Annotated in this window: 10 protein-coding genes; 5 read left to right on the plus strand and 5 right to left on the minus strand. The window is 68.8% G+C overall.

The features are described 5' to 3' along the window. Positions 1 to 52: 52 nt before the first annotated feature. Together B7R21_RS11005 and B7R21_RS11010 are read left to right on the plus strand one after the other, a co-directional pair. A complete protein-coding gene (locus B7R21_RS11005; RefSeq protein WP_116283310.1) occupies positions 53 to 592 on the plus strand; it encodes a DUF6328 family protein in 540 nt (179 codons plus the stop codon). Continuing rightward, the gene (locus B7R21_RS11010) at positions 589 to 1,671 is read left to right on the plus strand and encodes a YihY/virulence factor BrkB family protein (RefSeq protein ID WP_172592136.1); all 1,083 of its coding nucleotides are present in this window, start codon (positions 589 to 591) and stop codon (positions 1,669 to 1,671) included. The genes B7R21_RS11005 and B7R21_RS11010 overlap by 4 nt, the downstream gene beginning before the upstream one ends. 35 nt (positions 1,672 to 1,706) lie before the next feature. Here B7R21_RS11010 and B7R21_RS11015 read toward each other — a convergent pair whose 3' ends face one another. The 5 genes from B7R21_RS11015 to B7R21_RS11035 all read right to left on the minus strand — a co-directional run bounded on the left by B7R21_RS11015 (position 1,707) and on the right by B7R21_RS11035 (position 8,109). Next, positions 1,707 to 3,215, minus strand: coding sequence for an aspartate ammonia-lyase (locus tag B7R21_RS11015; RefSeq protein WP_253259756.1), 1,509 nt, complete (start codon positions 3,213 to 3,215; stop codon positions 1,707 to 1,709). Between the two features lie 19 nt (positions 3,216 to 3,234). Then, positions 3,235 to 4,641 (minus strand): aldehyde dehydrogenase family protein, encoded by a 1,407-nt coding sequence (locus B7R21_RS11020; RefSeq protein WP_116283312.1) that lies wholly within the window; start codon positions 4,639 to 4,641, stop codon positions 3,235 to 3,237. A gap of 69 nt (positions 4,642 to 4,710) precedes the next feature. Then, positions 4,711 to 6,150 (minus strand): carboxylesterase family protein, encoded by a 1,440-nt coding sequence (locus tag B7R21_RS11025; RefSeq protein ID WP_116283313.1) that lies wholly within the window; start codon positions 6,148 to 6,150, stop codon positions 4,711 to 4,713. A gap of 3 nt (positions 6,151 to 6,153) precedes the next feature. Next, positions 6,154 to 7,038 (minus strand): SDR family oxidoreductase, encoded by an 885-nt coding sequence (locus B7R21_RS11030; protein WP_116283314.1) that lies wholly within the window; start codon positions 7,036 to 7,038, stop codon positions 6,154 to 6,156. A gap of 9 nt (positions 7,039 to 7,047) precedes the next feature. Then, entirely contained in the window at positions 7,048 to 8,109 is a 1,062-nt protein-coding gene (locus tag B7R21_RS11035; protein WP_116283315.1) for a Gfo/Idh/MocA family protein, read from the minus strand. A 55-nt stretch (positions 8,110 to 8,164) separates the two neighbouring features. Here B7R21_RS11035 and B7R21_RS11040 point away from each other — a divergent pair, with 55 nt between their 5' ends. The 3 genes from B7R21_RS11040 (at position 8,165) to B7R21_RS11050 (ending at position 12,471) form a co-directional block, all read left to right on the plus strand. Continuing rightward, a complete protein-coding gene (locus tag B7R21_RS11040; RefSeq protein ID WP_301182562.1) occupies positions 8,165 to 9,667 on the plus strand; it encodes an MFS transporter in 1,503 nt (500 codons plus the stop codon). A gap of 73 nt (positions 9,668 to 9,740) precedes the next feature. Next, on the plus strand, positions 9,741 to 11,489 hold the full coding sequence (locus tag B7R21_RS11045; RefSeq protein ID WP_116283316.1) for a cation:proton antiporter: 1,749 nt from the start codon (positions 9,741 to 9,743) through the stop codon (positions 11,487 to 11,489). Positions 11,490 to 11,517: 28 nt separating this feature from the next. Next, positions 11,518 to 12,471: an alpha/beta hydrolase gene (locus tag B7R21_RS11050; protein ID WP_116283317.1), complete on the plus strand. Its 954-nt coding sequence runs from the start codon at positions 11,518 to 11,520 to the stop codon at positions 12,469 to 12,471. Positions 12,472 to 12,503 lie beyond the last annotated feature (32 nt).

Here is a 12,503-nt window from a genome sequence, read left to right on the forward strand (position 1 = left end):
GCATACTGGGCGGCGGCAGGCCGCACGAGTCGTCGAACAATAGAATCGCAGGATGAGCGAACCCGTGCACGAACCCGCACCCGAATCGGAATCGGAGACGAGCAAGCTCGAACGCAACTGGACCGAATTGCTGCAGGAGCTTCGCGTCATCCAGACGGGCACCCAGATCCTCACCGGATTCCTGCTCACCCTCCCGTTCCAGGCACAGTTCCCGTCGCTCACGCCCTTCCAGAGAACCCTGTATCTCTGTCTCGTCATCGGAGCGGCCCTGGCCACCGCCCTCGCGCTCGCACCGGTGAGCGTGCACCGGGCTCTCTTCCGGCTCGGCGACAAGCGCCAGATCGTCGATACCGGCAACGGCCTGGCCATCGTCACTCTGGCGGTGGTCGCACTCGTGCTCACCGGAACGATAACCTTCGTCTTCGACGTGGTGGTCGGTGACACGGCTGCGCTGGTGGTCGGCAGTGCGGCCCTGGTCGTGCTCGCCTCCCTCTGGGTGGTTCTGCCGCTCAGGGTGAGGTCGCGTGGAAGAACGGCGAACAGCGGTTCCGGTCACGACGGGACCGGGCACAGCGGAACCGGGCGCACGTGAGCGCCGACGACGACGTGCTGAACCCTCTCGCCGGCCTCACCAAGCCCGGACTCCGCGAACGGAGCAGCCACGCCGAGTACCGTGAGCTCGACCGGCACGCGCTGCTCTACGCCGCCCGACGCACGTATCACGGGTTCATCCTGCACCGTGGCATCGATTCGGGCGCCGCCCTCACTTTCTACTCGGCACTCGCGCTCTTCCCCTCCGTGCTGGCCATCGTGTCGATCGTCAGCCTCCTCGACCCGGAGGGCGACGTGGTGAAGGTCATCCTGAGCGTCATCGACTCGTTCGTGCCCGAGGCCACCCTGCAGACCACCCGGCTCGCCCTCGAGCAGTTCACCCGGACGCCGGATCCGGTCATCCCGCTCGTCGCCGGCATCGCCCTCACGATCTGGACGGTCGCGAGCTACGCCACGGCCTTCGGGCGGATGGTGAACGGTATCTACGAGATCGAGGAGGGCCGACGCTTCTTCAAGCTGCGCATCCTGATGCTGGTCGAGTCGCTCGCCCTGATCGTGATGCTCTTCGTGATCGCCATCACGGTCATCGTCACCCCCGATGTGGCGCGCACCATCGTGAACTCCCTGCACTGGCCACCGCTCGCCGCCGATGTCTGGAACGTGCTGAAGTGGCCGTTGCTCGCAGCCTTCGCCGTGTTCACCGTCATCGTGCTCTACTACGGCACGCCGAACATCAGGCGGCGCCGGGTGCGCTGGCTCTCGCTGGGCGCCGGCTTCTCGATCGCCGCCTGGGCCCTGACCACCGCCGCCTACTCGATCTACGTGGCGCATTTCGCCTCGTACGACAGGTTCTACGGGCTGCTCGGCGGGGCGATCCTCACCCTGGTCTGGCTCTTCCTCTCCAACCTCGTGCTGGTGGTCGGTGTGGAGGTGGATGCCGAACTCACCCGGGCCCGGGAACTCCTGAAGGGCGTCGAGGCCGAGCAGGTCATCCCGGTGATCCCCCGCGACGAGCAGCGGAACGCCATCCTCGCCAGGCGCATGCACCAGGACATCAGCGAGGGCCGCGCCATCCGCGCCCGCGCCATGGAACTCGCCGACCCCGACTACGAGATCTGAGAGACAGACATCGGCGGGCGGAGGCAGGAACGGGGTCAGTCGAGGTCGGGCTCGCCGGGGTTCATCACGGCCTCGGCGTCGGCGGCGATCACCGGGATGGAGCTGGTGATCGTCTCGAGGCCCGAGAGCCGCGCGGGCGAGAGCAGCTTCGTCACACGCTCGCGGGTCATCAGGTCGGCCTCCACAACGAGGTCGGCGATGTTCCGGCCGGTCAGCAGGGCCGTCTTGGCCAGGGCGGATGAGGCGGAGTAGCCGATGTACGGAGTGAGCGCGGTCACCACACCCACAGACGTGGAGACGAGCCGGTCGAGCCGGTCGACGTTCGCCGTGATGCCGTCGACGCAGTTCACGCGGAGCGTATGACAGCCCTGCGTCATCCAGGCGACGCTCTGCAACAGCGAGTGCGCGATGACGGGCTCGAAGGCGTTCAGCTGCAACTGGCCGCCCTCGGCTGCCATGGTCACCGTGAGGTCGGCGCCGGCGACCGAGAACGCTATCTGGTTGACGACCTCCGGGATGACGGGGTTCACCTTGCCCGGCATGATGCTCGACCCGGCCTGGCGTGCCGGCAGGTTGATCTCACCGAAACCGGCCTGCGGGCCGCTCGAGAGCAGCCGGAGGTCGTTGCAGATCTTCGACAGCTTGATGGCGGAGCGCTTCAGGATGCCCGACACGGTCATGAAGACACCGGCGTCGCTCGTCGCCTCGATGAGGTCGGGAGCCGTGACGTACTCGAACCCGGTCAGCTCACGGAGGTGCCACCTGGCGCGCTCGGCATACCGCGGATCGGCGGTGATGCCGGTGCCGATGGCGGTCGCCCCGAGGTTGATCTCCCAGAGCAGGGGAACCGTCTCGGTCATGCGGGCGTTGTCCTCGCCGAGGGTCGTGGCGAAGCCGTGGAACTCCTGGCCGAGGGTCATCGGCACGGCATCCTGAAGCTGGGTGCGACCGATCTTCAGAACGTCGTTGAACTCGAGCCCCTTCTTCGCGAAACTGGCGCGGAGCAGCTCGTGCTCGGCGATCAGGTCGTTCAGCCCGAAGCCGACGGCCAGCTTCACCGCGGTCGGGTAGACGTCGTTCGTGCTCTGGCTGCGGTTCACGTCGTCAAGCGGGTGCATCAGGTCGTAGCGGCCCTTGGCCTCGCCCATCAGTTCCAGCGCGATGTTCGCGAGAACCTCGTTCGCGTTCATGTTCGTCGATGTGCCGGCACCGCCCTGGATGACGCCCACCACGAACTGGTCGTGGAACGAACCCGCCCGAACGAGCTTGCACGCCTCGTCGATGAAGCGCGCCTTCTCAGGGTCGAGCACGCCCAGTTCGGCGTTCGCGCGAGCGGCGGCCTGCTTGACGATCACGAGGGCGTCAACGAGGTCGGAGTAGACCGAGATGGGCCGCCTCGAGATGGGGAAGTTCTCGAGCGCCCGGGCCGTGTGGATGCCCCAGTAGGCCTCGAAGGGGATCTCGACCGACCCGAGCGAATCGGTCTCGGTGCGGGTGGCGGAATCGGTGCGGGTGGCGGTCTCTTCTTCGATGATCTCTGGCACCCGCACCACAGTACTCGCGCTAGGTCAGTCTTCTGAGGAATCCACGGATGAACGCATCTTTCTTCTGCGTGAAGGGCGGATACACCAGATTGAACGTGTCGGGCTTCAGAATCTTGCTCAGCACGGCCTTCTCGTGACTGAACACTGCGACGCTCCTCTCCCCGTGGTACGACCCCATGCCGCTCTGCCCGACCCCGCCGAACGGCAGGTCGGCCACGAGCAGGTGCGCCGCAGGAACGTTGAACGACACGGCTCCCGACGACGTCCGGGTGAGCAGGGCGCGCCGCGCCTTCTTCGAATTCGTGAAGGCATAGAGCGCCAGCGGCTTCTCCCCGGCGTTGATGAAGGCGATCGCGTCCGTGAGGGAGTCAGCGGTGACGATCGGCAGCAGCGGCCCGAAGATCTCCGCGGCCATCACCGGGGAGTCCCGGCGGACGCCCGAGATCACAGTCGGGGCGATGTAGCGGGTGCGGGCATCCGACTCGCCGCCCGCAACGATCCGCTCACTGCCCTGAATGCCGTCGAGGAGCCCGGTGAGGCGTTCGAACTGCGCGTCGTTCACGATGCGACCGTAGCTGTCGCTGGTCGCCGGGTCGGCGCCGTAGAACTCCTCGATGACCGTGACGAGCAGCGGCTCCAGGCGCCGGGCGATGGCGGCGGTCGTGAGCACGTAGTCCGGTGCGACGCAGGTCTGCCCGGCGTTCATGAACTTGCCCCAGGCGAGCCGGTGGGCCACTGCTTCCAGGTCGACGGTGTCATCGATGTAGGCCGGGCTCTTTCCGCCGAGCTCGAGGGTGACAGGCGTGAGGTTCTTCGCGGCGGCCTCCAGCACGATGCGACCGACCCGCGCGTTGCCGGTGTAGAAGATGTGGTCGAACCGCTCCGCGAGGAGCTCGGTGGTCTCGGGCACTCCGCCCTCCACCACGGCGACCGCGCGGTTGTCGAGGTAGCGCGCGAAGAGCCGGGCGAACACCGCGGATGTCGCGGGCGCGAGCTCGCTCGGCTTCGCCACGACCGCGTTGCCGGCTGCCAGGGCCCCGATGATCGGTACCAGCAGCAGCTGCACGGGATAGTTCCACGGCGCGATGACGAGAACGACCCCGAGCGGCTCCTTGACGGTGTACGCCGACGCCGGGGCGATCAGGAGAGGTGTGCGCACCCGCTTCGGCCGGAGCCAGCGGCGGAGGTTGGCGATCGTGTAGTCGAGCTCCGCGATCACGAACCCGATCTCGGTGAGCTGGGCCTCGGCCGGATTCTTGCGGAGATCCGCCACCAGCGCCGCCTCGATCTCGGCTGTCCGCTCGATCAGCAGGGACCGCATCGCCTTCAACGCCTTCAGGCGCCAGGCATACGGCTTGGTGATGCCTCGATCGAACGACGAACGCAGGCTGCTGACGATCTCTGAGGGGGAAGCACCGGTGCTCATCCTCTCATCGTAGGACGGTTCGCTCTGCAGGGGGCTGTGGATGCTCGGGACGCCGCCGCGCGGGAGCTCTCAGGCGTACCTCGGGGAGAACGTGAACCTCCGCCCGATCATCCGTTTCGCGTCGAACGGCGGCCACGCCACATCCGGACTGCCGTCGCGGGCGAACTGCGCCCACTGCTGCTGGATGCGCACGGCGAACTCCTCGAGGTCGCTCCAGAGCACGCCGCCGAGCATCGGCGAGCCGCGCCAGAACTCCTCGTCGGCCCAGACGAACGGCAGGTCGATGCAGTGGCACGCTCCCCACGGCGTTCCTTTCGGTCGCCAGTCGAACCGGTAGGTGAACACCCGCCCGCCGTTCTCGCTGAGGAGCCGTGCTAGAGCCAGCGCCGGGGCACCGAACACGCGCCGGGTCAGTCCTCCGGCAAGCGGCGCTGTAACCGGTCGGAGGGCAGCGGATGCCCGAACCGCCCTGAGCGCCGGCACGCTGTCGAAGAACGGCGTGAAGTCGTCGCGGGTGTAGCCGACCAGAACGTCGACGGCCGCGGCCCGGCGCGCCAGCCGCTCCTGACGTTCGGCCGCGGGTGCGACCGGCCATGCACCGGGCGTCGGCGCGAACGGCATGCCGATCGTGAGGCGGTCGCCAGTGAGGCCCCGGGGCGCCGCGAACTGCGCCGACAGCAGCTGCTCGGTGGTGGCGTCGACCGGCGACGTCTGCCCCAGCTCCCGCACGACGGCGGCGCCGAGCTGGGCTGCGATCGCTTCCCGCCCCCTGTTCAGGCCAAGCGGAGCGCTCTGCAGGATGACGCGGTTGTAGAACCCGTCGGCCTCGGGGATCGCGAGCAGTTCGACGATGGAGTCTGCTCCCGCGGACTGGCCGAACAGCGTGACGCGATCCGGGTCTCCGCCGAAGGCTGCGATGTTCTCGTGCACCCAGGCGAGTGCGGCGAGCTGGTCCTGCACGCCGAGGTTGGCCGGGGACACCCCCTCGATCGGCAGGTACCCGAACACACCGAGCCGGTAGTTGATGCCCACGACGATCACGTTGCCGCTCTGCACAAGCCGGGTCGGTTCGTAGATCTCCCCTGCGCCGGAGCCGTTGACATAGGCCCCGCCGTGGATCCAGACCATCACCGGCAGCGGTTCGGCGGCGCTGCGCCGAGGCGCTTCGGCCGCAGCGGTTTCGGGCGCAGCGGTGTCGGGCGCCGTGATGTTCAGGAACAGGCAGTCCTCGCTCATCGGCGGCACGCGCTTCGGCAGGGCGAGCATGACCATGCCGAAGGTCGGTTGCGGACACATGGGCCCGTCGACCAGGGCATCGCGGACGCCCTCCCAGGCCCCCTCGGGCTGCGGCGCGCCGAACCGTTCCGCCCGGGCGTAGCGCACTCCACGGAAGTGCCGGATGCCGCCCTCCACCGAACCACGGAGCACACCCGGGCCCGTCTGCACGTCGACGCGCGGCGCGTCATCCGGAGCCGCGAGGAAGCCCGAGAGGGCCGTTCCGTCCGTCATCGCTCAGCGCCCCGCCAGCACGTCTTCGAGGGTGCGCGGGGCCCTTCCGGTCAGTCGTTCGACGTCGCCCGAGATTGCAGCCAGCTCGCCGTCGCGGATGCCCGTGTAGGTGCTCACCCAGGCATCGACCATGAACGCCGGGGCGTCGAAGTGCGCCCGTGAGGCATAGGCCTCCTCGACGGTCTCGTCGACGAAGCTCAGCGCGCGTCCGGTGACGGCCGAGGCGCGGCTGGCGACCTCCGCGAAGCTCAGCGTCTCGCCGCCGGTGAGGGCGTAGACCGCGCCGCGATGGGCGGCCGGATCGAGAAGCACCTTCGCCGCGACATCCGCCACGTCGTCGCGGGCGACCGCAGCCATGCGGCCCTCGCCCGCCGGCCCCCGGATGACTCCCTTCTCATCGGCCCACTGCGGCAGCAGGTCGAGGTAGAAGTTGTCGCGGAGGAACGTGAAGTCGAGGCCGCTCTGCCGGATCACCTCCTCCGTCTCGCCATGGTCGCGTGCGAGCGTGAAGCTCGCGTCGGGGCCGGCGCCGACGAAGGAGGTGTAGACGATGTGGTCGACGCCCGCCTCGATCGCCGACTGCACGAACTGCACGTGCTCGGCGACCCGGTCGGTGGATTCCGCTGCCGACACCATGAACAGCACATCGACACCCTCGAGCGCCTGCCGCGCCGCGTGCGGATCGCCGTACTCGGTCACACCGACGGTGACGTCGAGCGAGTCGAACGCGGGTGCCCGGCTGGCGTCGCGGACGATCATCCGGAAGGCCCGGCCAACCGCGTCGAGACGCTGCGCGACACCCCCACCGATGCGGCCGGTGGCCCCGGTCACGGCGATCACGGGCAGCGTGGAAGAGGACGAGAGGTCGGACACCGGAAGATCTGTCATGCAGAAACCCTAGACGCTGGCCGCCTCACGGTGCACCTGCTCGATCAGACCGATCACCCGGAGCGCATCGCGCGGATCCACCGGCAGCGGTCCGCCTGAGGCCAGCGCCTCACCGAGCAGCCGGTAGAAGCCGGAATAGTCGCCCCGCTCGGGTTCGACGGCCACGGGTCCGGGGTCACCGTCGACACCGAGCACTCCCCAGGCGGAGGGCGGTTCGACACCGAACCCCGCGTCGGTCGGGAGTGCACCACCCTTCAGCGCGGCCTCCTGCCCATCGAGGCCCCACTTCGTGTACGCCGTCTGAGGCGTCAGAACGTGGAACCGGTTGCCCTTCTGGGCGGCCAGGGAGTTCATCCACAGATGACTGGTCACGCCCGAATCGTGCCGGAGCACGAGGAACGCATCGTCGGGAGCACTCGAGCGCGGGTGGCGGGTCGCCAGCTCGGCATGGGCGACGACCGCCGGGCCGAACAGGTCGAGTGCCTGGTCGATGAGGTGGGTGCCGAGGTCGAAGAGAATGCCGCCGCCCTGAAGAACCGTCGCCTCGGCCTTCCACGAGCGGGCGCCTTCGGGCTTGAACCACTCGAAGCGCGACTCGAAACGGCTCACCCCGGCGAGGCGTCCGTCGCCGATCAGTTTCGCCAGCGTCAGGTAGTCGGCGTCGAAACGCCGGTTCTGGAACACGGTCAGGGGCACGCCGCGCTCCGCGGCGAGGGCGATGAGCTCCTCTCCCTCTTCCGTGTTCACGACGAACGGCTTGTCGACGAGCACGGCGATCCCCGCTTCGATGGCCGTCCGCGCCAGGCCGTGGTGGCTGGCCGGGGGCGTGCCGATCACCACGAGGTCGATGTCATCCGGCGCCTCGAACAGCTCTGCCGCGCTCGAGAGGATGCGGGCATCCGGATGCAGCCGCCGGGCCTCGGCCTGCCGGGACTCATCCCCGGTGACGATGACACGGAGCGCGAAGGCGTCGTCTGCCTCGAGGAAGGGCGCGTGGAACACCCGCCCGGAGAGCCCGAAGCCCAACAGGGCGGTGCGGATCGGCTGGCTGCGCGGAGCGAGATGATTCATGTACCAACACTAACCAGTTGGGAATACCCAGCCCGTTCCCAGCGTTCTGTTGGCAGTGACCCATGCCCAGACAAGCCCTTCGGGCATCCTGACCGAACGTGAGAAGCGACGCCTCACGAAGCCACAGAGCGAACGCGGAATCATCGCCACGCTCGCCTTCACGGGCCTCATCGCCGCCTTCATGCAGACCCTCGTGACGCCGATCGTGCCCCAGCTGCCGATCCTGCTGAACACGAGCCCGTCGAACGCGACCTGGGTGCTGACAGCGACGCTCCTCGCGGCGGCCGTCTCCATTCCCATCAGCGGCCGGCTCGGAGACATGTTCGGCAAGCGCCGCATCGTCATCGCCCTGCTGGCTCTGCTGCTGGTCGGTTCCGTGGTCTCCGCCCTCTCGAGCGACGTGCTGCTGATGATCGTGGGCCGGGTCCTGCAGGGAACCGGACTGGGTGTGATCGCGCTCGGCGTGAGCATCCTCCGCGACGTCCTCCACCCGAAGCGTCTCGGCGGTGCGGTCGCCCTGGTGAGCGCGACGCTCGGAATCGGCGGCGCCGTCGGCCTGCCGATCTCCGCCCTGATCGCCCAGAACCTCGACTGGCACTTCCTGTTCTGGCTCTCCGGGCTACTCGCGCTCATCGCCCTCGTGCTGGTCTGGACCATCGTGCCGGTCAGCACCCTCCGCTCGGGCGGCTCGTTCGACTTCATCGGTGCGGTGCTGTTCGCGATCGGCCTGGTGGGCATCCTGCTGGCTGTCTCGAAGGGCGGCGAATGGGGCTGGGGCAGCCTCGCCACGATCGGGATGCTCGCGGGCGGTGTTCTCGTTCTGCTCGTCTTCGGCGTGTACGAACTCCGCATCGACAACCCGCTTGTCGATCTGAGGATCGCGGCGCGCCGCACCGTGCTGCTGACGAACCTCGCCTCCATCACCGTCGGATTCGCCTTCTTCGCCAGCGCCGCGGTGCTGCCGCAGCTGCTCGAGTCGCCCACCGACACCGGTGTGGGGCTCGGCCAGACCCTGCTCGTGGCGAGCCTCTGCCTCACCCCCAGTGGTCTCGTGATGTTCTTCCTCTCGCCCGTCGCCGCTCGACTCAGCGCCGCACGAGGGCCGCGCACGAGCCTGGTGGTCGGTGGGCTCTTCATCGTGATCGCGTACGCGCTGGCCGTCGGCCTGATGACCGAGGTCTGGCACGCCGTGCTCATCGCCACGATCACCGGTCTCGGTGTCGGGTTCGCCTACGCTGCCATGCCGACGCTCATCATGCGTGCCGTGCCGGCGAACGAGACGGCCGCGGCGAACGGTCTGAACTCGGTCATGCGCACCCTCGGCTCCACCGTGGCAGCTGCCGTGCTCGGCCTGATCCTCGCCTCGAATGCCGTGGTCGTGAACGGCCACGCCATCCCGACGGCCGCGTCGTTCCAGCTCTGCTTCATCATCGCCGCCGTCATCGCCCTGATCGGCACGGTTCTGGCCTTCCTGCTGCCCAAGCACGAAGTGCCGACCGACACGGCGAGCATTCCCTCTGTGAAGACGGCGGACGCCGAGCGGGTCTCCGCCCGCTGAGCGCACACCGCGGCCGATTCCACACTGTCAACCGATATCGCGGGACGACCGCAGATGCCTAGGGTGAAGCACCATGGATCCCGCTGAACTGCTGCTCATCCTGGCGGGTTCCCTCGCCGTCAGCGCTCTGGCGCGCTGGCGCGGCTGGCCGGCACCGCTCCTGGTCGTCGCCGTGGCGCTCGGCGTCTCGTTCATTCCCGGTGTTCCGAGCATCGAGATCGATCCCGAGATCGTGCTGAGCGTCATCCTGCCGCCCCTGCTCTATTCAGCGGCTCTGGATGTCTCGTTCCAGAACTTCTCGCAGAGCCTCCGGCAGATCCGGCGGCTCGGGATCGGGCTGGTGGTGGTGACGGCGCTCGTCGTCGGGCTCGTCGCGTGGTGGCTGGTCCCCGCGCTCACTCTGCCCGGCGCCCTGCTCCTCGGGGCGATCGTGGCACCACCCGATGCTGTCTCCGCTTCGTCGATCGGTCGCCGGCTGGGGCTGCCCCGCCGAGTGATGACGGTGCTCTCGGGTGAGAGCCTGATCAACGACGCCGCCTCCCTGACCCTCTTCAAGGTGTTCGTCGCGATCATCGGCGGATCCATGCTGAGCGTGGGCGGTGTGCTCTGGATGTTCGTGCTGGCGATCGTCGTGGGGCTGGCTGTCGGGCTGGTGATCGGTGTGCTGGTGCAATTCGTCCGCACCCGGGTTCCCGACTCGCTCGTCGGCACGACCCTCGGGCTGCTCGTGCCCTTCGGCGCCTATGCCGCGGGTGAGGCCCTCGGCGGCTCGGGTGTGCTCGCGGTCGTGGCAGCGGGACTCTATGTGGGCTACAACTCCCCGAAGACCGGCTACGAGACCCGGCTGCAGGAGCGCCCGGTGTGGGCCTCGATCGACCTCCTGCTGGAGGGCTTCGTGTTCGCCCTGATCGGACTGCAGGTCGCCGACGTCGTGCGGGCGGTGTCGGGCAGCTCGCTCGGCCTCGCCCGGTCGGCAGCCCTCGCCGGCGCCGTGTTCGTGGTCGTGCTGCTCGTTCGTCCGGCCTACGTGTTCGCCACCTACTACCGCACCAAGGGGCAGCGGAACCTCGGCAGGCGGCTCGGCAGGCATCTGGTCGAGCGGATGCCGGGCATCCGGAGGCTCGGCATCGTTCGGCGCGGCCGTGCGCACCGGAGCGAGCATCCGCAGCCGCAGTTCAGCAGGCGCGAACTCGTGGTCGTCTCGTGGACCGGGATGCGCGGGGTCGTCACCCTGGCCTCGGCTGCGGCCGTGCCCACCATGGCCGCCTCCGGTGAGTTCGCCGGCCGCGAGACGATCACGCTGGTGGCCTTTGTCGTGACCGTCGGCACACTGCTGCTGCAGGGACTGAGCCTGCCGTGGATCATCCGTCGCCTGAACGTGATCGACAGCGGACAGGAAGAGCGCGACGGCGTCGAGGAGGTGCGGATCTTCGAGCTCAGCGTGCGGGAGGCGAACGACTACATCGACCAGCACCGCGAGAAGTGGGGCACGAAGTACGGTCTCGACGAGCTCGACGGATCGATCGAGATCCTGAAGCAGCAGTACGAACGCCAGGCGACCGTTCTGCTCGATGAGAACGAACTCGACCAGCAGGACATCGACGCCCCCGGCCTCGACACGGCCGAGGCGGAGAAGCCCCGGCTCAGCGGGCCCCAGCTCACGTCGCTCCGCCGGGAGCTCATCGACTTCCGGCGGTCGGTCGTGCTGCGGCAGCGGAATGCCGGCGAACTCGACGAGGACGTCATGCGGAGCGTGTTGCGCGGGCTCGACGCCGAGGAGCTGGCGCTCGACACGTCGACGGTGACCCGCAACAGGTCCTGACCGGTATCGTGGGATCCGATGGGTTCTGATGAGTTCTGACGCGGAGCAGGGCGGTTCGCCCGGGGGTGCTGGGAGCGCCGCCTGGGCGATCGGGCACGTGCCGTTCGCCCGTGGGTTCTACGCCGGCAGGCGCGTGCGCGGCGTCGAGGTTCGCGAGGAGACCCTGGCCGCCCCCTTCGACACCGTTCGCCTGAAACGCCACGAACGCGTGGGCGGTGCGGATGTCGGCGGTGCCGGGGCAGCCGCTCCCCTCGTGGTGTTCTTCCCCGACGCCGAAGCCGTCTCCGCGCGTGGGCGGAGAAGCGGCGACTGGCTGGCCGCTTCGCTCGCCCGGCGGCTGCCGGTCGTGGTGGTGACGGTGCAGATTCCCGCTGCGGTGCTCGACGACAGGGAGGCGGCGTTCGAAGCACTGCTCCGTGCGCTCGGGGCGGGCGGTGGCGGCAGCAGCGGCAGCGGTGCAAGCGGCGGCAGTGCCAGCGGCGCCGGCGGCGACCCGAAGATCGCGCTCGTCGGCGTGGGCACGGGCGGAGCCCTGGCCGCCCGCACCGCGATGCGGGCCAGGGACACCCGCGACGTGCCCGATAGCGCGGTTTCGGTTTCCGAGGTGCCCGGCGGGCCGCGCATCCAGAGGCAGGCGCTCATCTCCCCCGATTTCGCGCTGCTCACCGGGCCTCCCGCCACGGAGGACGCCCTCCGCACGTCGCTCGTGGCCCGGCTCTCCGAACTCCCCGCGACACTCGTGCAGCAGTACGGCGATCGTGCAGCGAGCCGAAGCGACCCCTCCCAGAATCTCGTCGAGCTGCTCCGCGAATCGGGGGTGGCCGTGCGCTCCATCGCCTACCCGCCCCAGCGCCTCGACTGGACAGAGTACCCGCGTGCAGTACGGAGCTCCAGCCGTGCACTCGACGACCTCGTCGCGTTCCTCGAGCGGGGTATCGTTACCGACGGATTCGACGTCGTACCGGCGTGGAACCTGCACTGATCCCCACACCGCCCTGATCCCCGCACCGCCCT

The organism is Subtercola boreus (assembly GCF_003399625.1).
GTDB classification, from domain to species: domain Bacteria; phylum Actinomycetota; class Actinomycetes; order Actinomycetales; family Microbacteriaceae; genus Subtercola; species Subtercola boreus_C.

Coding starts and splice junctions, on each gene's coding strand:
- B7R21_RS11005 (WP_116283310.1), top strand. CDS start 53: ATGAGCGAACCCGTGCACGAACCCGCACCCGAATCGGAATCGGAGACG.
- B7R21_RS11020 (WP_116283312.1), bottom strand. CDS start 4,641: ATGAGCACCGGTGCTTCCCCCTCAGAGATCGTCAGCAGCCTGCGTTCG.
- B7R21_RS11025 (WP_116283313.1), bottom strand. CDS start 6,150: ATGACGGACGGAACGGCCCTCTCGGGCTTCCTCGCGGCTCCGGATGAC.
- B7R21_RS11030 (WP_116283314.1), bottom strand. CDS start 7,038: ATGACAGATCTTCCGGTGTCCGACCTCTCGTCCTCTTCCACGCTGCCC.
- B7R21_RS11035 (WP_116283315.1), bottom strand. CDS start 8,109: ATGAATCATCTCGCTCCGCGCAGCCAGCCGATCCGCACCGCCCTGTTG.
- B7R21_RS11045 (WP_116283316.1), top strand. CDS start 9,741: ATGGATCCCGCTGAACTGCTGCTCATCCTGGCGGGTTCCCTCGCCGTC.
- B7R21_RS11050 (WP_116283317.1), top strand. CDS start 11,518: ATGAGTTCTGACGCGGAGCAGGGCGGTTCGCCCGGGGGTGCTGGGAGC.